At 55.9% G+C, this 21,451-nt stretch carries 19 protein-coding genes; 6 read left to right on the top strand and 13 right to left on the bottom strand.

The genetic code is table 11. The annotated features are described in order from the left end of the window. The first annotated feature begins 268 nt into the window (after window positions 1–268). Window positions 269–1,678: a D-serine/D-alanine/glycine transporter gene (gene cycA / locus KTH07_RS23145; protein WP_015572483.1), complete on the top strand. Its 1,410-nt coding sequence runs from the start codon at window positions 269–271 to the stop codon at window positions 1,676–1,678. An 86-nt stretch (window positions 1,679–1,764) separates the two neighbouring features. Here the strand turns inward: cycA and ytfE are convergent, their stop codons facing one another. Continuing rightward, window positions 1,765–2,427, bottom strand: a complete 663-nt coding sequence (gene ytfE, locus KTH07_RS23150) for an iron-sulfur cluster repair protein YtfE (protein WP_015572484.1) — start codon at window positions 2,425–2,427, stop codon at window positions 1,765–1,767. 245 nt (window positions 2,428–2,672) lie between these two features. Here ytfE and KTH07_RS23155 point away from each other — a divergent pair, with 245 nt between their 5' ends. Next, window positions 2,673–4,322: a methyl-accepting chemotaxis protein gene (locus tag KTH07_RS23155; protein ID WP_015572485.1), complete on the top strand. Its 1,650-nt coding sequence runs from the start codon at window positions 2,673–2,675 to the stop codon at window positions 4,320–4,322. Window positions 4,323–4,401: 79 nt separating this feature from the next. Here the strand turns inward: KTH07_RS23155 and KTH07_RS23160 are convergent, their stop codons facing one another. From KTH07_RS23160 to KTH07_RS23170, 3 genes are all read right to left on the bottom strand, one after another. Then, window positions 4,402–5,367, bottom strand: coding sequence for a DMT family transporter (locus KTH07_RS23160; RefSeq protein ID WP_017383939.1), 966 nt, complete (start codon window positions 5,365–5,367; stop codon window positions 4,402–4,404). 75 nt (window positions 5,368–5,442) lie between these two features. Next, a complete protein-coding gene (locus KTH07_RS23165; RefSeq protein ID WP_017694662.1) occupies window positions 5,443–6,267 on the bottom strand; it encodes an AraC family transcriptional regulator in 825 nt (274 codons plus the stop codon). Between the two features lie 81 nt (window positions 6,268–6,348). Beyond that, on the bottom strand, window positions 6,349–7,197 hold the full coding sequence (locus KTH07_RS23170) for an SDR family oxidoreductase (protein WP_032620834.1): 849 nt from the start codon (window positions 7,195–7,197) through the stop codon (window positions 6,349–6,351). 84 nt (window positions 7,198–7,281) lie between these two features. Between KTH07_RS23170 and KTH07_RS23175 the strand changes: the two genes are divergently transcribed. Then, a complete protein-coding gene (locus KTH07_RS23175; protein ID WP_023302966.1) occupies window positions 7,282–7,668 on the top strand; it encodes a helix-turn-helix domain-containing protein in 387 nt (128 codons plus the stop codon). A gap of 93 nt (window positions 7,669–7,761) precedes the next feature. On the opposite strand, the gene KTH07_RS23180 is transcribed toward KTH07_RS23175, so the two are convergent. Further along, on the bottom strand, window positions 7,762–9,705 hold the full coding sequence (locus KTH07_RS23180) for a bifunctional 2',3'-cyclic-nucleotide 2'-phosphodiesterase/3'-nucleotidase (protein ID WP_023302967.1): 1,944 nt from the start codon (window positions 9,703–9,705) through the stop codon (window positions 7,762–7,764). A 190-nt stretch (window positions 9,706–9,895) separates the two neighbouring features. On the opposite strand from KTH07_RS23180, the gene cysQ reads away from it, so the two are divergent. Further along, window positions 9,896–10,636 (top strand): 3'(2'),5'-bisphosphate nucleotidase CysQ, encoded by a 741-nt coding sequence (gene cysQ, locus KTH07_RS23185; RefSeq protein WP_015572488.1) that lies wholly within the window; start codon window positions 9,896–9,898, stop codon window positions 10,634–10,636. Here cysQ and KTH07_RS23190 read toward each other — a convergent pair. Then, window positions 10,630–11,187 carry a YtfJ family protein gene (locus tag KTH07_RS23190; RefSeq protein ID WP_017383934.1) on the bottom strand — a complete coding sequence of 186 codons (558 nt, stop codon included), beginning with the start codon at window positions 11,185–11,187 and terminating at the stop codon, window positions 10,630–10,632. The genes cysQ and KTH07_RS23190 overlap by 7 nt on opposite strands. A 324-nt stretch (window positions 11,188–11,511) precedes the next feature. On the opposite strand from KTH07_RS23190, the gene KTH07_RS23195 reads away from it, so the two are divergent. Further along, entirely contained in the window at window positions 11,512–11,718 is a 207-nt protein-coding gene (locus KTH07_RS23195) for a DUF1107 domain-containing protein (RefSeq protein WP_003856054.1), read from the top strand. A 76-nt stretch (window positions 11,719–11,794) separates the two neighbouring features. Here the strand turns inward: KTH07_RS23195 and KTH07_RS23200 are convergent, their stop codons facing one another. The 6 genes from KTH07_RS23200 to KTH07_RS23225 form a co-directional block, all read right to left on the bottom strand. Further along, entirely contained in the window at window positions 11,795–13,132 is a 1,338-nt protein-coding gene (locus KTH07_RS23200) for a hemolysin family protein (RefSeq protein ID WP_006810357.1), read from the bottom strand. A gap of 193 nt (window positions 13,133–13,325) precedes the next feature. Further along, a complete protein-coding gene (locus tag KTH07_RS23205; protein WP_023302968.1) occupies window positions 13,326–14,870 on the bottom strand; it encodes an MFS transporter in 1,545 nt (514 codons plus the stop codon). 69 nt (window positions 14,871–14,939) lie between these two features. Further along, a complete protein-coding gene (locus tag KTH07_RS23210) occupies window positions 14,940–15,962 on the bottom strand; it encodes a Gfo/Idh/MocA family protein (protein ID WP_023302969.1) in 1,023 nt (340 codons plus the stop codon). 9 nt (window positions 15,963–15,971) lie between these two features. Beyond that, window positions 15,972–17,039: a Gfo/Idh/MocA family protein gene (locus KTH07_RS23215; protein ID WP_023302970.1), complete on the bottom strand. Its 1,068-nt coding sequence runs from the start codon at window positions 17,037–17,039 to the stop codon at window positions 15,972–15,974. 2 nt (window positions 17,040–17,041) lie between these two features. After that, window positions 17,042–18,220, bottom strand: a complete 1,179-nt coding sequence (locus KTH07_RS23220) for a Gfo/Idh/MocA family protein (RefSeq protein ID WP_023302971.1) — start codon at window positions 18,218–18,220, stop codon at window positions 17,042–17,044. A gap of 15 nt (window positions 18,221–18,235) precedes the next feature. Then, window positions 18,236–19,387 carry a Gfo/Idh/MocA family protein gene (locus KTH07_RS23225; RefSeq protein WP_023302972.1) on the bottom strand — a complete coding sequence of 384 codons (1,152 nt, stop codon included), beginning with the start codon at window positions 19,385–19,387 and terminating at the stop codon, window positions 18,236–18,238. Between the two features lie 192 nt (window positions 19,388–19,579). Between KTH07_RS23225 and KTH07_RS23230 the strand changes: the two genes are divergently transcribed. Beyond that, window positions 19,580–20,638, top strand: a complete 1,059-nt coding sequence (locus KTH07_RS23230) for a LacI family DNA-binding transcriptional regulator (RefSeq protein WP_023302973.1) — start codon at window positions 19,580–19,582, stop codon at window positions 20,636–20,638. On the opposite strand, the gene msrA is transcribed toward KTH07_RS23230, so the two are convergent. Then, entirely contained in the window at window positions 20,639–21,280 is a 642-nt protein-coding gene (gene msrA / locus KTH07_RS23235; RefSeq protein ID WP_006810351.1) for a peptide-methionine (S)-S-oxide reductase MsrA, read from the bottom strand. Between the last annotated feature and the right edge of the window lie 171 nt (window positions 21,281–21,451).

Consider the following 21,451-nt stretch of genomic DNA (forward strand, 5'->3'; position numbering starts at 1 on the left):
CGATAAAACCCGGAGTTACGACGAAATCAACATTTTGTATTGCAAACGAAACTGTTACGTGTATTTTTGTGAGCTGTTTCGCGCTGTATGAGTGATATGACACTCACTTTCAACATATTATTAACATAATATTCAAATCATAGTATTCATCCCGCCGATTCTTACCTACTATCGATTAGTCCTTACACAGGGTCCGTCATTTATTTGGCGTATATAAAGGCCAGAAGAGCCTTAACAACACAGACAGGCATAAACAGGAAAATATCACATGGTAGATCAGGTCAAAGTCGCCGCCGCAGAAGAGGCGACGTCTGAACAGTCGCTACGGCGAAATCTCACGAACCGTCACATTCAGCTTATTGCCATTGGTGGAGCCATCGGCACCGGGCTGTTTATGGGCTCGGGCAAAACCATCAGTCTTGCCGGCCCGTCGATCATCTTCGTTTATATGATCATCGGTTTTATGCTCTTTTTCGTGATGCGTGCAATGGGTGAATTGCTGCTGTCGAATCTCGAATACAAATCTTTCAGCGACTTCGCGTCAGACCTGCTCGGCCCGTGGGCGGGCTATTTTACCGGCTGGACCTACTGGTTCTGCTGGGTGGTTACCGGCATGGCGGATGTTGTCGCTATTACGGCCTACGCCCAATTCTGGTTCCCCGGCCTGTCGGACTGGGTGGCTTCGCTGGCGGTGATTGTTCTGCTGCTGAGCCTGAACCTCGCCACCGTTAAAATGTTCGGTGAGATGGAGTTCTGGTTCGCGATGATCAAAATCGTCGCCATCATCGCGCTGATTGTCGTCGGGCTGGTGATGGTGCTGACGCACTTCCAGTCGCCAACCGGCGTACAGGCCTCGTTTGCCCATCTGTGGAATGACGGCGGCTGGTTCCCGAAAGGTATCAGCGGCTTCTTTGCCGGCTTCCAGATTGCGGTGTTTGCGTTTGTCGGGATTGAGCTGGTCGGTACCACGGCGGCGGAAACCAAAGATCCGGAGAAATCCCTGCCGCGTGCGATCAACTCCATTCCGCTGCGTATCATCATGTTCTACGTGTTCGCGCTGATCGTCATTATGTCCGTGACGCCATGGAGCTCGGTGGTGCCAACCAAGAGCCCGTTCGTCGAGCTGTTCGTGCTGGTGGGGCTGCCTGCTGCCGCGAGCCTGATTAACTTCGTGGTGCTGACTTCTGCGGCCTCTTCCGCGAACAGCGGCGTCTTCTCCACCAGCCGTATGCTGTTCGGCCTGGCGCAGGAGGGCGTTGCTCCGAGCGCGTTTGCCAAACTGTCTAAACGCGCGGTACCAGCGAAAGGGCTGACCTTCTCCTGCATCTGTCTGCTGGGCGGTGTGGTGATGCTCTACGTCAACCCGAGCGTAATCGGCGCGTTCACCATGATCACCACGGTGTCGGCGATCCTGTTTATGTTCGTCTGGACCATCATCCTCTGCTCGTACCTGGTGTACCGCAAGCAGCGTCCACACCTGCACGAGAAGTCGATCTACAAGATGCCGCTGGGCAAGCTGATGTGCTGGGTGTGCATGGCGTTCTTCGTCTTCGTGCTGGTGCTGCTGACGCTGGAAGAAGATACCCGACAGGCGCTGATGGTCACGCCGCTGTGGTTTATCGCGCTGGGGCTGGGCTGGCTGTTTATCGGTAAGAAACGTATGGCGGGCATGCGCTAAGCATGTTGCCGGGTGGCGCTGACGCTTACCCGGCCTAGGTTCGCGGATGTTGTAGGCCCGGTAAGCGCTAGCGCCACCGGGCTTTTTTATTTACCCGATAATGCACGCGGGAACAGAACGTTATTCTCAAGACTAATGTGTTCCATCAGATCGTCGATCATCTCGTTAATGCCGTTGTACATGGCTTTCCAGGTGGTGCACGCTTCTGGCGGCGGTGTGACGTTGTTGGTGGTGTGTTTGATCACTTCCAGCAGTTCGCCGGCGTCATCATGTTCGCTTTCCATCACGCTGATGGGCCCCATAGCCTGGCTGCCCATGCCCTGTTTGATCATCGGGAAGAGGATCTGCTCCTCTTTCATCATGTGGCTGGAAAGTTCTTCGTGCAGCATGGTCAGGTATTTCGCCAGGCCGCGCGGTACGGAAGGTTTATCGGCATGAACGCGTTCAACTTTGGTCGCCTGTAAAATCAGCTCCGGCAGCTGCTCGCGGTGACGGTCGTGGTAACGCACAATGATGTGGTCGATGATTTCAGCCAGCGGCGCGGTGCGCCAGTCTTTGTCGACAGGCTGTTCAGCCAGTTGAGCCAGCTCCGCTTCGATAGCCTCCACATCCAGCTCTTTACGCGACGCTGCGCGCGCCAGCGTTTGCTTACCACCGCAGCAGTAATCCATATCGTATTTACGGAACAGCGCAGAAGCGCGAGGGATGGAGAGCGCCAGCTCGCCTAAGGGTTGGTCGCGGAAGGCCATAGCAGTTACCTCATCATCAGGAATATAAGATGTATTTTAAATACATCTTTATGTGGATACTATAACCCTTTAGAGGCAAGGGTGAAAATGAGAAGGGGATCACAAAAAAAGCGTGCTTTTAACTTGCTGATTGAATGCAGAAAAGGGCTTTCGAAAGTTTTTAAAGGTGGAGAAACAGTAAACAACCTGCCGCGCGTGCCGATAGATACAGGTCAGACAATACCTGTATATAAAAAAGGCAACGCATGTTTAAACGTATAAAAGTCATTACTCTTTTGATTTCGGTGCTGCTTGTGCTCGGCATCATGCAGCTGATCTCCGCTGGCATTTTCATTAACGCACTCAATAACGATAAAGAGAACTTCACCGTTTCTCAGCTTTCCAGCCAGAACGTCGCGGAGTTTACCGACGCCTGGATCAGCCTGAACCAGGCGCGCGTCACTCTCAACCGCGGCATGTTGCGCCTGCAAAGCAGCATGGCGTCGCAGATTAACGGCGGACAGCTGAACGAGCTGGTCAATACCGCGAAAAACCTGCTGGCCGATGCCCAGATCCATTACGATAAATACTACGCGCTGCCGGAAACGCCGGGTATGGACGAGCACCTGGCCGATCGTCTGGAAGAGCAATACCGCGTCTACTCCGCCACGCTGACGCAAATGAACGTTCTGCTGGGGCAGGGCAATCTGGAAGATATGTTCAAACAAAATGCCGAACAGAAGCAGACCGCGATGCAAAAGGTTTATCGCGAGTGGCGTGAGGCGCAGGCCGCGCTGACCGCCAAAGGGATCCGGGACAATGAAAGCGACTACAAACGCATTCTGTGGATCCTTTCTGCGGTGATGCTGCTGGTGATCGCGGTGATTATTTCCAGCTGGATTGCGATGCGCCGCGTGCTGCTGCTGCCGCTGGAAGAGGTGATCAACCATATCCGCGCCATTGCCGCAGGGGATTTAACCCAGCCGATTCAGGCTGAGGGTAAAAATGAAATGGCGATCCTGGCGCGCAACGTTCAGGAGATGCAGACTGCGCTGGCCAACACGGTGGGCGTGGTGCGTGAAGGCGCAGATACCATCTACACCGGCGCGGGTGAAATCTCGGCGGGCAGCAACGATCTCTCCTCTCGTACCGAGCAACAGGCCGCTTCTCTGGAAGAGACGGCAGCCAGCATGGAACAGTTAACCGCCACCGTGAAGCAAAACGCCGATAACGCGCGTCAGGCGTCGCGTCTGGCGCTGGACGCCTCCTCCACCGCGAAGAAGGGCGGTAACGTGGTCGAGGGCGTTGTGCGCACCATGGACGAAATCGCCACCAGTTCCAGCAAAATCGCGCAAATTACTAACGTGATCGACGGCATTGCTTTCCAGACCAATATTCTGGCGCTGAACGCGGCGGTAGAAGCGGCGCGCGCGGGCGAGCAGGGACGTGGCTTCGCGGTTGTCGCGGGCGAGGTGCGTACCCTTGCCCAGCGCAGCGCACAGGCGGCGAAAGAGATCAAAGCGCTGATCGATGATTCCGGCGAACGCGTCAACGCGGGTTCTCAGCTGGTAAATGAAGCGGGCGCGACGATGGCGGAGATCGTCAATGCGGTTACGCGCGTGACGGACATCATGGGTGAGATTGCGTCGGCCTCCGACGAACAGAGCCGCGGTATCGACCAGGTGGGTCAGGCGGTGGCGGAGATGGATCGCGTCACCCAGCAGAACGCCTCGCTGGTGGAAGAGTCTGCGGCGGCAGCGGCGGCGCTGGAAGATCAGGCTGCACGCCTGAACGACGCGGTGGCGGTGTTTAAGATCACCCGTAACCAGGCGGTGAAAGCCGCGCCGGTAAAGACCTATGCACCTAAAGCGCAGCCCGTCGCGGCGGCGTCTGAAGCGAACTGGGAAACGTTCTGATACTGTGCCGGGTGGCGCTGACGCTTACCCGGCCTACGGTTTGTAGGCCCTGCAAGCGAAGCGCCGCTGGGCGAAAAGCTCACCCCTCCGACGCCGGAACGACCATCGGTTTTTCCGGCTTCGCTCTCACCGCAATCACCACCCCAACGACCAGCAGCGCGATCCCGCAGGCCGTTAGCAGCGGCGGCACGCTCTGACGCATCAGGAAGGTATAGAGCAGCCCTGCCAGCGTCTCAAAGACAATCAGCGGCCCCAGTATCACCGTCGGCAGCTTCTGGCTGGCAATGTTCCAGCACAGCGCGCCCACCCACGAACAGAGCACGGCAATGGCGACCATTAACCCGACGAATACCCACGGGCGCGGTCCGAAGGGCAGGGTAAATGCCGGTTGCTGGCTACCCAGCCAGACACACGCGCCCACATAGCCCAGCAACGAGACAGGGAGGGTGACCAGCGCCTGCGCCGTCGCCCACATCATCGGATGTTTATCCGGGTTTTCCCGCAGCCAGCGTGCATTGCGCAGGGCATACCAGGCCCAACAGACAACCGAAATAAACGCCAGAAAGATCCCTGAGCCGTAACGCCATAAGCTGAAGTTTTCAAGGCCGTGGCGAAGCTCGGCAATATTCACGCACACCAGCCCCACGGCGATGCAGACCAGAGCGGGCGCCATTTTTGACCACGCCAGTTTGCCGTCACGCTGGCTGTAAAGCAGGTTCGCGAAAACCGGGATGACCACCGGCAGCGTGCCGATAATCATGGTCGACACCGGCGCACCGGTGCGCTGAATGGCGCTCGCCAGACAGACGTAGTAGATCAGATTACCCATCATGGTCAGCGCCAGCGCGGTGAGCCAGTCCTGGCGGCCCAACTGACGCAGACGCGCGCGCCCCAGCCATGCCAGCGGCACGGCAATCAGCCCCAGCGCCAGGTAACGTCCGGTCGACTGCAATATTGCCGGGTACTCCGGCACAATCAGCGGGCCGACAAAAATCAGCCCCCACATCAAACCCGCAAGCAGGGCATACAACACGCCGCTAATCATTTTTCCATCCATCTTGATTCACTTTGCGATCAGTGTAGGAGGGCAAAACGCGCGCGTATTGTATTAGGTTGCGCATTAGCGCGGCATAACCTGTTTCTGGTAGCGCACGGGCGTGATGCCGTAGCGACGGGTGAAGGCGCGGGTTAAATGCGACTGATCGGTCAGCCCGGTCGCGGCGGCCACCTCGGCGGCAGGCATGCCGTGGGTGAGGAATGCTTTTGCGCGCCACAGCCGGATGGCCATCAGCATCTGGTGGGGCGTAACGTGGAAATGGGCTTTGAACTGGCGCTGAAAATGGTACGGGCTGAGCGAGACAACGTTAGCCAGCTCGTCCAGGGTCAGCGAGCGCATATAGTTGTCGTGCAGATAGTCGCGAACGCGTTCGAAGCGGTGCGCGGCCTCCTGCACCACCGGCGCATGGTGGGCCAGCGGCTGAAAAGTCTGAATCAAATCCAGTAGCAGCCCCTTCTGCGCCAGCGGATCGTTGGTGTGCCACAAGCCGTAAATTAACCGGCCAATCTGCTGCGAGCGCAAAGGGTCGTGGCGCGTGACGTCATTAAACCACCAGTGACGCAGGCCGGTGACCTCTTCCAGCAGGTCTGGTTCGATGTAGACCATCCGGTAGCGCCAGCCGCCTTCGGTGGCGGATTCCCCTGTGTGGATCTCGTCCGGGTTCATGGTCACGACGGATTTTTCCGCGGCAAGATGCTGGGTACCGCGATAGCGGAAGCGTTCGGCACCGGTTTCGATGGTGCCGATACCGAAGGCTTCATGAGTGTGAGGCTCAAAGGCGTAGTCAGAGATATGGGCGTGATAAAGCTCCAGGCCCGGCAGCTGCGCCAGATGGCGAAAGCGCGCGCTGTCTCTCTCATCAGTGAACTGTTCCGGTACGCCTTGCACGGTGAGCCTCCTTGTGGGTCATCGCTTCATTATCAGAGATGACCCGAGGGGATGCCACAAAAAATAACCAATTTTTAACAACTACAGGATGGCTTTGACGCTTTCCGCCAGTGATGTGGTTGGGCGGCCGATCAGTTTGCTCAGGGTACGGCTGTCGTCGAACAGGCCGCCTTTGGACGCGCCGGTGTCGGAGTCCGCCAGCATCTCCGCCAGCCCGGCAGGCAAACCAACGCCCTTCAGCGCAGCGGCGAAATCGGCTTCGCTGAGGTTCTGATACGTTACCGGCTTACCGCTCTGCTTGCTCAGTTCCGCAGCCAGTTCGCTCAGCGTCCAGGCATTATCACCCGCCAGTTCATACACCTTGCCGGCATGACCCTCTTCAGAAATCACTTTCGCTGCCGCCGCCGCGTAATCCGCACGGGTCGCAGAGGCAATTTTGCCTTCGCCTGCGGCACCCATAAATACGCCGTGTTCCAGCGCTGGCGGCGCGCTTGCCAGGTAGTTTTCGGTGTACCAGCCGTTGCGCAGCAGGGCGTAAGGCACGCCGGAGGCCGCCAGGGCATTTTCGGTTTCGACGTGCTCAACGTGCAGACCCAGCGGAGATTTGTCAGCATGCAGCAGGCTGGTATAGGCGATGAATTTCACCCCGGCGGCTTTGGCGGCGTTTATCACGTTCTGGTGCTGTACGGCACGCCGGCCCACTTCGCTGGAGGAGATGAGCAGCAGTTTATCCACGCCGTTCAGCGCGGTGGTAAATGCGGCTTCATCGGTGTAATCCGCCTGACGCACAACGACCCCTTGCTGACGCAACGCTTCGGCTTTCGCCGGGTTACGCGCAATAGCCACGATCTGGCTGGCCGGAACGGTTTTCAGCAGTTCTTCAATAACGTGTTGGCCAAGCTGGCCAGTTGCGCCGGTAATCGCGATCATGATGAATCTCCTTCGTGTTTGTCTGGTGTTGTGGCACACTATCACCATAACTAACTTTTAGTAAGTACGTACAAAAAGGTAAGTATGAAAACAACAATACCAACGCTCAGCGAGCAAATGCGCGATGGCAACCTCTTTGCGGAACAGTGCCCGTCACGGGAGGTGCTCAAACACGTAACCAGCCGCTGGGGCGTGCTGATCCTGGTGGCGTTACGTCAGGGGACGCATCGCTTCAGCGATCTGCGCCGCAAGATGGGCGGCGTCAGCGAGAAGATGCTGGCTCAGTCTTTACAGGCGCTGGAGCATGACGGGTTTGTCGATCGCGTGTCGTATCCGGTCGTGCCGCCGCATGTGGAGTATAGCCTGACGCCGATGGGGCAGGAGGTAAGCGAGAAGGTGGCCGCGCTGGCCGACTGGATTGAGGTCAATACGCCGCAGGTGATGGCGAATAGGGACGAGCGTGCGGCGTGAAATGCCGGGTGGCGCTTGCGCTTACCCGGCCTACGGGATCGAGGATTGCGCGTAGGCCGGGTAAGGCGAAGCCGCCACCCGGCACAATCATCGCTACCTGCTCAAATCCACCTGATAAATCGCGAACCCAATATCATCCGTCGCGACCTTTTGCATCGGATACTGCGCCTTATCCTTGATAAACGCGGCTGCTTTATCGGACGGAGATGTCTCAAAGCGAATATCCAGCTTAGTGTCGCTGTGGATCGGCGCAAGTCGCCAGTTGTTATCCACCGCCGGATGAATTTCACCCGTCTTTTTCGACTCCGCGCTGATCCACGCCGCCAGCACCGAACGGTTCTCATCCGGCGAGGCAAAGGCGATGTGGCTGTCACCCGTACCGGCAAACTTGCCGCCATAGGCGCGGTAGTTGTTGGTCACCACCAGGAAAGTGGTATTCGGATCAATCGCTTTGCCGTTGAAGGTCAGGTTTTTGATACGTTCTGCCTGCGGATTAATGGCCTGACATTCGCCGTCATATTTCGCGGGCTGGGTAACGTCAATCTGATATTCCACGCCGTCGATCACGTCGAAGTTGTAGGTGCGGAAACCGTCCCAGTTAATCAGCGACTGCGGTTTGCTGCTGTGCGGATCGATCTGGTTGAACTGCCCGGCAGAGCACTCCAGCCAATCCTTCACCTCTTTCCCGGTGGCTTTCACCACCACGAGGGTGTTGGGATAGAGGTAGAGATCGGCGGCATTACGGAAGGTCAGCTGGCCTTTTTCCACCTCAACGTAGCTGGCCGGATCGTTCTTCCGCCCGCCCACTTTGAATGGCGCCGCGGCAGACAGTACCGGCAGATTTGCAAGATCCGGATCGCCCTGAATATAGTGCTCCGCATAGGCTTTCTGCGCCATGTTGACTACCTGCACGGTCGGGTCATCCTGTACCAGCGCGAGGAAGCTGTACATGTTATCAGCCGATTTACCGATCGGCTTGCTGACAAATTCACGCGTCGCGTCGTGGTCATGCTTCAGGATGTCGACCAGCTTTTTATCTTCCCCTGCCAGAGATTTTTTGGCCGCTGCGTCGTAGATCGGACGCGCTTCCGCTTTCGACTGCGTGACTTTCCAGCTTCCGCTGTCGTTATTCAGCACCAGATCCACCACGCCAAGGTGGTCGCCCCACATGCCCGGCATCACCGATGGCACACCGTTGAGCGTCCCTTTTTCGATGTCCGCGCCTTTGATATCAGCGAAATCTTTGCCCGGGAAGACGGCGTGGGCGTGGCCGAACAGGATCGCATCCACGCCCGGCACCTGGCTGAGATAGTACACGGAGTTCTCAGCCATCACCTGATACGGGTCGGCCGAGAGGCCAGAGTGCGCCACGACGACGACCACATCCGCCCCTTTCGCCCGCATCTCCGGCACGTATTTGCACGCGGTTTCGGTAATGTCGTTGACGGTCACTTTCCCGTCGAGGTTGGCTTTATCCCACGTCATGATCTGCGGCGGCACAAAACCGATATAGCCGATTTTCAGCGTCTGTTTTTTACCGTCCTGGTCGACAACCTCGGTCTCTTTAATCAGATAAGGGGTGAAGAGCGGCTTCTTCGTCTTAACGTCGATGATATTGGCGTTAACGTACGGGAATTTCGCTCCTGCCAGCGCGTCGTGCAGGTATTTCAGGCCGTAGTTAAATTCGTGGTTGCCCAGGTTGCCGACGGCATAGTCCAGCGTATTCATTGCCTTATAAACAGGATGGATCTCGCCTTTTTTCAGCCCCTTCGCCGCCATGTAGTCTCCGAGCGGGCTGCCCTGAATTAAGTCCCCGTTATCGACCAGCACGCTGTTTTTCACTTCACCGCGGGCGGCGTTGATCAAACTTGCCGTGCGTACCAGTCCGAATTTTTCCGTAGGGGTATCTTTGTAGTAATCGAAGTCCATCATATTGCTGTGCAGATCGGTGGTTTCCAGAATACGGAGATCCACCGTCGCTGCCTGAACGCTTGCCGCAATCAGCGTTGCCAGGAGCGTTGCGCTAAACTTAATCATCTGAGGAGTCCTTTTTTCGATCCAAGCCACAAAAGAATATGTATGTAGTATTTGTTGCTTACAGAAGTGTGAATGCTGCCAGAAAAAAGGGCGCTGAAACCAGAATTGCTTCACAGATAGCGGAATTGTTCACATTACGATATAACTAAAACAATAAGTTATGCCCACTGCGTTAACGAAGAGGTGGAGAATGTTAGATAAAATTTGTCAGCTCGCACGGGATGCGGGTGATGCCATTATGCAGGTGTACGACGGTGCGAAACCGATGGATGTTGTCAGCAAAGCGGATGACTCCCCGGTGACGGCGGCGGATATCGCGGCGCATGCGGTGATCCTGAAAGGTTTGCAGGCCCTGACGCCGGATATTCCGGTCCTTTCTGAAGAAGCGCCCCAGAGCTGGGATGAACGTCAGCACTGGCAGCGTTACTGGCTTGTCGACCCGCTGGATGGCACGAAAGAGTTTATCAAGCGTAACGGTGAATTCACCGTCAACATCGCCCTGATTGAAAAAGGAAAAGCGGTGCTTGGCGTGGTTTACGCCCCGGTGATGAAAGTAATGTACAGCGCGGCGGAAGGTAAAGCCTGGAAGGAAGAGTGCGGCGTGCGTAAGCAGATCCAGGTGCGTGATGCCCGTCCTCCGCTGGTGGTGATCAGCCGCTCGCACAGTGACAGCGAGCTGGAGGAGTATCTGCAACAGCTGGGTGAACACCAGACGACATCGATTGGCTCGTCGCTGAAGTTCTGTCTGGTGGCGGAAGGGCAGGCGCAGCTGTACCCCCGTTTCGGGCCGACGAACGTCTGGGATACGGCGGCAGGGCATGCGGTGGCGGCGGCCGCTGGCGCGCATGTGCATGACTGGCAGGGTAAGCCACTGGACTACACCCCGCGCGAGTCATTCCTGAATCCGGGCTTCCGGGTATCACTTTACTGAGTCAGTAGCTTATGCAGCAGGGCAACCACCTGCTGCACCTCATCCTGCGTCAGCGCGCCGTCTTTAACCCACTGTACGCGACCGTTTTTGTCCAGCACGACAATCGCTGAACTCTCTTCTTCCAGCTGCCACGCCTTACGCGTCACGCCGTTGCTGTCGACAATAAACTGCGACCAGGGATAGAGCTTCTTATTGCTCTCAAGGCTTGAGCGCACAAACATCCCGGAGCCGGGAATCGCGTCGTCGGTGTTCACGATGGTGGTGGTCTGGTAGCGATCGTGCGGGAGTTTTGCGGCTTTGATCGCTTCCACGAGGGTGGCATTTTTCTCTTTAGCGGATGTACGTCCGGCAATATGTTGTACAACTCTCACTTTGCCCGCAAGCTGCGCGCTATTCCAGGCTTTATAGCTAAACTTATCATTGTCGAGAATCAATTCTCCCCGGTCAGCAATCCCGACCGGCGGGACACGTTGTCCTTTTTCAATGTTGTGTGCGGAAGCCATCAGCGGCAGCAACAGGCAAGCTGCTGCCAGGAGGTTACGTAGGGTCATGATGTTTCCTTATTGTTAGCAGGTGATCCGACCACTTGGTCATGCGCTTTTAATCATAAGTGCGATCAATAGGCTTTTCCCGCAATCCCGATGCCAGTTTGCGGGCGAACGCACATATCCATGCAAAAACGACGGCATATACTGCGCTGTATCACGCTTTGCAAAGATTATTCTGAATAATTGTAATCAAACGGTAAATAAACTTATGCACACTGGGTAAGTACGAGGTTCTGGTCTATAGTCATTGGGCATCAAAATTTGCGCTCAGGACAGTCGGGCCGATTGTGGCACCGCAAGAGCGTATGATTCGCAGGAGATACAAGAATGAAAATTTTCCAACGCTACAACCCGCTTCAGGTGGCGAAGTACGTGAAGATCCTGTTCCGTGGACGGTTGTACATCAAGGATGTTGGCGCTTTTGAGTTCGATAAGGGCAAAATCCTTATCCCAAAAGTGAAGGACAAACAGCACTTGTCTGTGATGTCCGAAGTCAACCGTCAGGTTATGCGTCTGCAAACTGAGATGGCTTAACCAACGTGCTATGCAGTAGTAGTTAAAAAGACGGCTCCCGATGGGAGCCGTTGATGTTTGTGGGACATACAAAGGATTACGCCGACACCTTCTCTTCCGCATCCGGCAGTTTTGGCACCAGCACGGTCGGTTTGCTATCAATACGCGTTACCAGCAGCTGGTCGATGCGGTAGTTATCAATATCCACCACTTCAAACTTGAAGCCGGAGAACTTCACCGAGTCGGTACGTTTCGGGATTTTACGCAGCATAAACATCATAAAGCCGCCGATGGTCTCGTAGTTGCCGGACTGCGGGAACTCGTCAATGTCGAGTACGCGCATGACGTCTTCAATCGGCGTACCGCCATCGATGAGCCATGAATTTTCGTCACGCTGAACAATCTGCTCTTCCAGCCCCTGGCCGACCAGGTCGCCCATCAGGGTCGTCATAACGTCGTTGAGGGTGATAATGCCCACCACCAGCGCGTATTCGTTCATGATCACCGCGAAGTCTTCCCCGGCGGTTTTGAAACTTTCCAGCGCTTCGGAGAGCGTCAGGGTGTCCGGCACTATCAGGGTGTTGCGGATCTGCACGCCGCTGTTCAGCGCCAGGCTCTGGTTTGCCAGCACGCGGTTCAGCAGGTCTTTGGAGTCCACATAGCCGATGATATGGTCGATATCTTCGTTACAGACCAGGAACTTGGAGTGCGGATGCTGCGCCACTTTGGTCTTCAGGCTCTGCTCGTCTTCATGCAGATCGAACCAGATGATGTTTTCACGGCCGGTCATGGAGGACGGCACGGTACGGGATTCCAGTTCGAAAACGTTCTCAATCAGCTCGTGCTCCTGCTTACGCAGCACGCCTGCCAGCGCCCCGGCTTCCACCACCGCATAAATATCGTCGGAGGTGATGTCGTCTTTACGCACCATCGGCAGCTTGAAGATGCGGAAAATGACGTTCGCCAGGCCGTTAAAGAACCACACCAGCGGACGGAAGACATACAGGCAGAAGCGCATCGGGTTGATGATACGCAAAGCCACAGCTTCTGGCGCAATCATACCGATGCGTTTCGGGGTCAGGTCCGCGAATAAAATGAACAAGCCGGTGACCAGGGAGAAGGAGAGGATGAAGCTCAACTGCTCGGCCAGCTCTACGGACATGTACTTAACAAAGAGGCTATAAAACGCCGGAGAAAACGCTGCATCGCCCACGATACCGCCAAGGATGGCGACCGCGTTCAGGCCAATCTGCACCACGGTAAAAAACATGCCGGGGTTTTCCTGCATTTTCAGAATGCGTGATGCGTTGATGTTGCCCTCGTCGGCAAGCAGCTTCAGTTTGATTTTACGGGAGGCAGCCAGCGAGATCTCCGATATCGAGAAAAATGCACTGACGGCAATAAGACAAAGTATTACTAAAATACTGTTTAACATAGTTTATCCGGCTTCTCGCCAGATCCTCAGAAGGGGAGTTGATACCATTCGTGTGAAGACACATTGAACTCAGCTCGTAGCGTTGAGCCGATTATTTCAGCGGTAGTATAGCGTAAAGACGTGTAAACCTGCCAGAGGTCACGTTTTCGGCAAAAAAAGCCGGACCGACATGGGGCCGATCCGGCGGGAAGGGCTATTTCACGGTGGATAAGTTTTCGCCCACAGCCAGGCGTGTGGCATCGCCGCCCCAGACCTGATCGTACTCATAGCCTGTCAGCTGTTTGATGACCACGCGGGTGCTGGCGTCGCAGTCGCGATAGTCGCCACCGAGCTTCCGACGCGCGATCTCCTTGAGCAGCACCTTATGCGTCTCGCGGGTCAGCTTAAATTTGTAGGTCGCGAAGAAGCTCACTGCCAGCAGCGCGGCGGTGGCAAAAATCATCAGGCCAATTATTGCTCCCAGCGCGCTTTCAGGCTGTGCGCCACTGCCTTTCACAAAACCGGACTCCTGCAACACCAGGCCGATAATCATAATCGCAATGGCGACGGTGCTTTTGCGGGTCAACACCATTACGCCAGCGAAAATGCCTTCCCGGCGCTGCTGCGTGACGATCTCGTCGATATCCGGAATAAAGCTATAAATATTCCACGGAATGTAATAGAGGCCGGAACGGGCTGCACCCAGCAGGACGAAGACGGCGGAGAACAGCAGCGTTGGCACCTCTGTTTTGGTGAGATAAACCGTAAACAGGAATGCCAGCACCAGGAAAATGCAGCTATACGAAAGGCGCAGTGCGGCGGAAGGGGTCATGTTCAGCCTGTTGAGTAACAGCATAAATCCGTACGTGCCCGGCACGGAGGCAAACGCCGCAATACTTAGCCAGCCGGACACTGCTGCCGCATCCTGACTCAGGCAATACACCACGTAATAGGTAAAAACTGAACCAAATACGTCCATCGCGGTGAAGGAGAAAATATAAATAAGAATATGCAGGCGGAACGCGCGAATACGAAATGAAGAGAAGAGATCCAGCACCAGATATTTGAGGTGATTAATTACTCCGCTGCTGCGCTGGGTATCAACTTTGAAGTCATACTCCTGATGCACATCTTTTGCTTCCCAGGTGCTGTACCAGGTAATAAATACCGCGATGCAAAAGACGCAGGAAAATATCAGTCCGGTTAGCGTGTAGGTAAAGGAATTATCTTTGCCGGTAAATTGCATAATCACGCCCGGAACCGACACCGCAAGAAAACCGCCCAATTGCGAGCAGATCATCCGTACGCCCGACAGGCGGCTGCGCTCTTCATAGCGGTTGGTCATCTCCGCGGCGAGGGTTTCCCACGGCACCAGCACCATCGCTGAAAGCAGTTCGATGGAAAGATAGGTGCCCAGGTAATACCAGTAACCCATGTCCGTCAGCCACAGCAGAGCATAGAGGAACATTAAGGGAGAGCTGAGTAATAAGAAGAAACGGCGACGGCCAAATTTACGCCCAAGCCAGGTGTCGCCGAAATTGTCGGTGATGTAACCCATTATCGGGCTTAATACCGCGTCAATGACGCGGGCAATAGCAAATATAGAGCCGGCTTCCACGACGGATAATCCGCAATAGGTGGTGTAAAAAAATAACAGCCAGGTGCCGATAATGGCGAAAGCGCCTCCGCCAAAGAGGTCGGTTATGCCGTAGCCAAGCGCCACGCCATAACCCACTCTGCGTTCAGTTGGTTTAACCATAATAATATCCAGTGTAGGGTAGATGTAGAGGTTGTATTTTTATTGCACTGCTGGACTACACGTGACGTTCTAATTATTAATATCTATCCATTGTCTTAACTGAGATGACCGATAAAAAGCCTCCACAATCTTGAGTGATTTTCCGGCGGTACAAATATCGGTAAAATCCGTACTCTCCGGGTGATGAATAGCGTGATAAAAACGGCGGATCGCCTGCTGGTGTCCTAATCCCCAGTAACTTTTTGCGGTGCCATCGGGAGAGGCATCGCTTTCCAGGCGAAATCGTTCGCCGGGCGTTATGCGCCAGAGCGTGTTGTCGTTGAGCAGCAGTGAGCCGCGCTCGCAGTGGATCTCCAGACAGAGGGGGGAATCCGTGGTGTGGCAGTTGCTGGCATAAAACAGACCGCGCGCACCGTTGGTAAAGTGAAGCGTGGCCATCGCGCTGTCTTCCCCTTGCGTGACGTCAGCCAGTTCCCCGCTGTCGACTACCCCCTTCAGCCGCGTGACGCCACCCGCAAACCACTGCATCAGATCGAGGGTATGGATCGCCTGGTTGATTAGCAGGCTTCCACCTTCCGTTGCCAGCTGCCCGCGCCACGGGCTTTCCGTGTAATACGCCCCCGAGCGGGACCAGGTCAGCACAGCTTTGATACTTAACATCTTTCCCAGTACGCCTTCCGCCAGCTCCTTGCGAATGCGCAGGCTGGTCGGATTGAGCCGGTTCTGGTAGCAGACGCCGAGCCTGCCGGGTGCCTGCGCGGCGGCAGAGGCAATGTCGGCAAGCTCGCTGCTGTTCATGCCCACCGGTTTTTCGCAAAAGACATGTTTCCCGGCGGCCAGCGCCGCCAGAATCATGTTTTTGTGCTCGAAGTGGGGCGTGCAGATATGCACCACGTTGATGCTGTCATCCAGCAGCATTTCCCGGTAATCCTGATAAAAGCGGCACTGATAGTTCATCGCCAGCTTCAGTCCTTTGACGCTGTCGATATCGACCAGCGCGCGCAGCGCGACATTGGGGATTTGCCTCAGGGCATTCACATGGCAACTGTGAATAGCCCCGGCACCGATAATCGCCGTGTTCAGGATGTTCATGTCGTCCCCTTAGTCAGCTGCGTTTGCGAGCATTTGTGCTTTCACGCACAGTTCGGCAGCTTTGAAAGCATGCGCCTGAGTCATGGCATTTTCGGTGCGGTGCAGGCAGTCGAGGATCAGTTCGCCAAAGTACGGGAACCCAACCTGCCCGGCCACAGGATAGCGGAACTCGCCCTCGTTATTGACGAGGTAGACGACATCCTGCTCACCCCGGGTGAGATCGACATATTTACGGATCTCGATATACCCTTCGGTACCGAGCAGCGTCAGGCGACCATCGCCCCAGGTGGAGAGCCCGTCAGGAGTGAACCAGTCACAACGGAAATAGCCGCTGGCGCCGTTTTCTCCTTTGAGCATGGCGTCGCCAAAATCTTCGAATGCGGGATACTGCGGGTGGTTAACGTTGCGCACCTGGCTGGCGACCACGGTGGCGTCGCGGTTGCCGGTATAAAACAGAAACTGCTCGATCTGGTGGCTGCCGATGTCGCACAGGATGCCGCCGAAATAGCGACGATCGTAGAACCAGTCCGGGCGGCCAGTCCCTTCCCGGTGCGGCCCCATGCCCAGGGTTTGCACCACGCGACCAATGGCGCCTTGCTGTACCAGCTGCCCGGCAAAGACCGCGCTTTCCACGTGCAGACGCTCGCTGTAGTAGACCGCGTATTTTTTCCCGGTTTTCTCCACCATCGCTTTGGCGTCTGCCAGCTGTTCAAGGGTGGTGAGCGGCGCTTTGTCCGTGAAGTAGTCTTTGCCAGCCGTCATCGCCTTCAGCCCCAGCGCACAGCGTTCGGAGGGGATGGCCGCCCCGGCCACCAGGCGCACGTCGTCATCGGCGAGAATAACGTCCAGGGAATCAGCCACCTTCACCTGCGGGTACTGCTGAACAAACGTGTCCACTTTCGCCGGATCGGGATCGTAAACCCACTTCAGCGTGGCACCTGCTTCAATCAGGCCATTACACATTCCGTAGATATGGCCGTGGTCGAGCGCGGCGGCGGCAAATACAAATTCACCCGCCTGCACCACCGGCTGCGGTTTGCCCACCGGCGCGTAGTTCATTCCGTCATTCTTGTTCATGGTTACAGTCCTCGATCCAGATCTTTACCCAGAGGGATAGCGCCCACTTCGCTGAAGTTGGCGACGCTTGCGGATTTTTCATAAAAACGGGGGGCGAGAGCGTTCGTCCCGCCGGTACGGTAAAACGGATCATCGCGGCTAACAGGCAGGGAAACGACACTGCGGGTAATGGCTGATTTATACATCGCAGTAATCAGCTCCAGCGAGCGCTTACCCTGCACGCCGTCCACCAGCGGGGCCGTACCGCGCTCAATGCTCTGAAGCAGGTCGTTAATCTGCCCGGTGTGCAGAGTCCATTCGAGCCTGGGCGTCGCCTGGAAAACGGCATCAAGCAGGGCTTCTCGCTCAATATCATTGGTCTCCTGCGGGAAGCCGTTGTCAGCACTCACGCTGGCATAAGCCTGCCATGGGGCGGAGATGCGCGCTTTATCACCCTGGATAATGATCTTCTGATCTTCCCCGTGGTGTACTACCGAGGCGGTAAGCTGGGTGAGTGCGCCGCTGGGGTATTTGAATATCGCGGCGCTAAGGTCTTCCACTTCGGCGTTGTCATGGGCCACGTTAGTCATCATCGCCACCACCTCAGACGGGAAGCCGAGCATCCACTGAATGGCGTCAATATGGTGCACCGCGTGGTTCAGCGTGCAGCCGCCCCCTTCCTTTTCCCACGTGCCGCGCCACCACAGGTCGTAGTAGCAATGTCCGCGCCACCAGAAGGAATCCACCTGCGCATGGCATATTTTTCCGGCGAGGCCGGAATCCAGCGCCGCTTTTAAGCGCCAGAAGGCATCGGTAAAGCGGTTCTGGGCAATAATGGAGAGCGTTTTTCCGCTGGCCTGCTGGGCGGCGATCATCGCATCACACTCCTCCAGCGAGGCGGCCATCGGTTTTTCACACAGCACATGGCAGCCGGCATGAAGCGCATCAATGCTGATCTCCGCATGGACATAGGGCGGGGTGCAGACGTCAACGATATCGATGGGAAGCGCATCCTCCAGCAGCTGCCGGTGGCTGGCGTACACGCGGGCGTCCGTCAGGCCGTAACGCGCCTTTTTCTCTTCCGCTTTCTCCGGATAGATATCAACCAGCGCAACGATCCGGCAGCGCTGTCCAAACTGCAAATAACCCTGAATATGGTTATGGGAGATATTTCCTGTTCCCACAATGGCGACATTTAACATCGATTTTCTCCGGTGTTACCAGGTACCCGCGGCATCCAGCGTGATGCTGGTGGCCCCTTTATCTACAGAGGTGCTGATGCGCTGCTGAAGCAGGCGCAGGTATTGCTTTTCGTTCAGCGGTAGCTCAACCCAGTCTTCCGTCCAGGTGGAGAGGTGCATGGCGTTAGAGAGGGTTAAACCGCGAATGCCGTCCAGACCCGGTGCAATCAACGGCTCGCCGCGCAGCACGGCGGCGCAGAAGTTGGCGGTGATGACGTGGTGCTCGCTGTATTCCGGGGCAACAGGGACAGAAACCTCCCAGCATTCCGGCTCACCGAAGCCATTCTGCCAGCGAGCGTTAAACTCGGTTTCCGATTCGCGCAGCCGCCAGTAGCGCAGTTTGCCCTCGTCGACGACCACTTTGCCGCGATCGCCGACAATCTCCAGGCGGTTGGTACCCGGTGTTTCCGCGACGGTGGTGATGAACACGCCGGTCGCGCCACTGGCATATTCGGCGTAGGCTGTCACCTCGTCTTCCACTTCGATATCGCGATGCTTACCGAACTGGCAAAACGCGCGCAGACGAACCGGCATGCCCACCAGCCACTGCCAGAGATCGAGCTGGTGCGGGTCCTGGTTGAGCAGCACGCCGCCGCCTTCCCCTTTCCAGGTGGCGCGCCAGCCGCCGGAGTTGTAGTAACTCTGCGAGCGATACCAGTTGGTGATGATCCAGTTGGAGCGGCGGATCTCGCCCAGCTCGCCGCTGTCGATCAGATCTTTCACTTTCTGATACAGCGGGTTGGGCCGCTGGTTATACATGATGCCGAACACCACGTCGCACTCCCGGGCGCAGGCGTTCATCTCCTGGACCTGCGCGGTGTAGACGCCTGCTGGCTTCTCACACAGGGTATGAATGCCGTGGCGCATCGCCAGCATCGACAGGTGCGGGTGATCGTAATGCGGCGTGGCGACAATGACCGCATCGATAAGCCCGCTCTGGAGCATTTCCTGCGCATCACTGAACAGCGGAATGCCACCAACCAGCTGCCGAATGGCCGGATGCTTTTCCGGCGCGTTATCGCACACCGCCGTAAGGCAGGCGTCGCTGACGGTTCCGGCCAGTAAATAGCGTGCGTGGACCGTACCGATATTACCTATACCAATAATGCCAAAACGTACCTTCTCCATTTCTCACCTTAATTTCAGTCAAAAAGCGTGATGACCGAAAAATAGGAAAGGCGAGACGTAGCGACAATGTGTTTTTGTGAGAATACTCGCAAGGTGAATAAGTAAACTCCAACCATTTTGAAATTTGGTTTTAAAATCAAAGCGCTGTTTCTGCAAATATTTGCAAAAACTGATTGAGAGCGAGGTCACACTATGCCGGGCAAGTTAAAAATGGAGGAGATCGCATCCCTGACGGGATATTCCGTGAGCACGGTTTCCAGGGTCTTGAGCGGCAAGTCTTATACCAGCGATAAGGCCCGGGAAGCCATTGTCCGCATCGCACGGGAGCTTGGCGTGCTGGAGTCGATGGCGAGCGGACGGCTTTTAATTAACGGAATCGCTGTATTTGCGCCTGAAAGAACGTTTCAGGGGCGTGGGGATATTTTTTATCTGGAAGTGACCAAAGGCATTGCGGAAGCCAGCGCGCCACATAATGTCTGGATCAGTTATTGCGGATTAGAGGAACAAAATGCGGACGTGAAATTATTTATGGAAAAGGCAAGCCATAAAAATATTAACGCAATAATTATCATTGGTACGGATGATTCCACCATATTTAAGCTGGCCAGCACGCTGAATAAACCCTGTGTATTAATTAATTCCGTTGACCGGGACCGGGTGCTGGATTCGGTTTCCCCCGATCATCGCGCAATCGGCTTTACCACGATGCAATATCTTTTCGAGCAGGGGCATCGCCGGGTGCTGACCATCACCTGTTTACGCCGGGACACGCTCTATGCCCGGCTGGATGGAATTAAAGAAGCGTACCGGCATTTTCATGTGGCGTTTGAGCCGCAGCGGGATTTACTGGTCACGGAGTGGTTTACCGCTGAAGAGGCTGAGCGCGAGCTGGATGCGTGGCTGTTACGTCACGACAGAGCGCAGTGGCCTGAGGTCATTTTTCCCAACAGCACCAGCATGACCGAGGGTGTGCTGAAGGCGTTACAGCGGCATGGGCTGCGCGTGCCGGAAGACATCTCCATCATCACCACCGATTTTGCGTGGAATTTAGCAAACCGGCTTGAAAAGCCCATTACGGGGATCACGGTGCCCTGTCGGGATTTGGGTATAGAAGCGGTGCATTTGCTGCAAACGCGGCTCAACCGACCACAGGCGCCAGTGTTTAACCTGTTGTTGCAGGGGAAAGTCATTGATTACGGTTCGGTGAGTAATGCCACGCGCCACGCGGCTCGCGTGGCGCTGATGCAGTAATCAGGCCTGCTGGGGAGGCAGGCAAACGCCAATGCCGCCGATACCGCAGTAGCCGTACGGATTTTTATGCAGGTACTGCTGGTGGTCGTCTTCGGCATAGTAGAACGGTTTCGCGGTAGCGATTTCCGTCGTGACCTGACGTTTATCACCGGCCGCCTGCATCGCTTCCTGGAAACGCGTCAGGCTGGCGTGGGCGGCGGCCTCCTGCTCTGGGGTGAGCGGGTAGATGGCCGAACGGTATTGGGTGCCGTGATCGTTACCCTGACGCATGCCCTGTGCCGGGTCATGGTTTTCCCAGAACACCTGGAGCAGCTGTTCATAGCTAATGACGCTCGGGTCATACACCACACGCACCGCTTCAGCATGACCGGTCTCACCGGAACAGACTTCGCGGTAGGTTGGGTTAGGCGTATATCCTCCGGTGTAGCCCGCAGCGGTGCTGTACACGCCCGGCAGTTGCCAGAACAGGCGTTCTACGCCCCAGAAGCAGCCCATGGCAAACAGGGCGATCTCCATTCCATCAGGAACGTTTGTCATTGAATGGTTGTTTACGGCGTGTAATGTTGCCACTGGCATAGGGGTGTTGCGTCCCGGTAACGCATCGGCTTGTGATACCAGATGCTTTTTATCGAATAAACTCACGGTGGGGCCTCCCGGGTAGCGTTGTTTCGGTTAAGGTTGTCACGAAGCGTTTAATTGAACACAATAAATGCGATGAATGAGTCTAGATTTAATCATAAGAAATATTTGGGTGTTACACCCTTTTTCAACCCGTAATTTGGGTTTTTGGCTTTCAGGCCGTATTTTGCCGCG

It is taken from the genome of Enterobacter cloacae complex sp. ECL72 (assembly GCF_019056635.1).
In the GTDB taxonomy this organism is placed as follows: Bacteria; Pseudomonadota; Gammaproteobacteria; order Enterobacterales; family Enterobacteriaceae; genus Enterobacter; species Enterobacter hormaechei_C.

Coding starts and splice junctions, on each gene's coding strand:
- cycA (WP_015572483.1), top strand. CDS start 269: ATGGTAGATCAGGTCAAAGTCGCCGCCGCAGAAGAGGCGACGTCTGAA.
- ytfE (WP_015572484.1), bottom strand. CDS start 2,427: ATGGCCTTCCGCGACCAACCCTTAGGCGAGCTGGCGCTCTCCATCCCT.
- KTH07_RS23155 (WP_015572485.1), top strand. CDS start 2,673: ATGTTTAAACGTATAAAAGTCATTACTCTTTTGATTTCGGTGCTGCTT.
- KTH07_RS23160 (WP_017383939.1), bottom strand. CDS start 5,367: ATGATTAGCGGCGTGTTGTATGCCCTGCTTGCGGGTTTGATGTGGGGG.
- KTH07_RS23170 (WP_032620834.1), bottom strand. CDS start 7,197: ATGATCGCGATTACCGGCGCAACTGGCCAGCTTGGCCAACACGTTATT.
- KTH07_RS23175 (WP_023302966.1), top strand. CDS start 7,282: ATGAAAACAACAATACCAACGCTCAGCGAGCAAATGCGCGATGGCAAC.
- KTH07_RS23180 (WP_023302967.1), bottom strand. CDS start 9,705: ATGATTAAGTTTAGCGCAACGCTCCTGGCAACGCTGATTGCGGCAAGC.
- cysQ (WP_015572488.1), top strand. CDS start 9,896: ATGTTAGATAAAATTTGTCAGCTCGCACGGGATGCGGGTGATGCCATT.
- KTH07_RS23190 (WP_017383934.1), bottom strand. CDS start 11,187: ATGACCCTACGTAACCTCCTGGCAGCAGCTTGCCTGTTGCTGCCGCTG.
- KTH07_RS23195 (WP_003856054.1), top strand. CDS start 11,512: ATGAAAATTTTCCAACGCTACAACCCGCTTCAGGTGGCGAAGTACGTG.
- KTH07_RS23200 (WP_006810357.1), bottom strand. CDS start 13,132: ATGTTAAACAGTATTTTAGTAATACTTTGTCTTATTGCCGTCAGTGCA.
- KTH07_RS23205 (WP_023302968.1), bottom strand. CDS start 14,870: ATGGTTAAACCAACTGAACGCAGAGTGGGTTATGGCGTGGCGCTTGGC.
- KTH07_RS23210 (WP_023302969.1), bottom strand. CDS start 15,962: ATGAACATCCTGAACACGGCGATTATCGGTGCCGGGGCTATTCACAGT.
- KTH07_RS23215 (WP_023302970.1), bottom strand. CDS start 17,039: ATGAACAAGAATGACGGAATGAACTACGCGCCGGTGGGCAAACCGCAG.
- KTH07_RS23220 (WP_023302971.1), bottom strand. CDS start 18,220: ATGTTAAATGTCGCCATTGTGGGAACAGGAAATATCTCCCATAACCAT.
- KTH07_RS23225 (WP_023302972.1), bottom strand. CDS start 19,387: ATGGAGAAGGTACGTTTTGGCATTATTGGTATAGGTAATATCGGTACG.
- KTH07_RS23230 (WP_023302973.1), top strand. CDS start 19,580: ATGCCGGGCAAGTTAAAAATGGAGGAGATCGCATCCCTGACGGGATAT.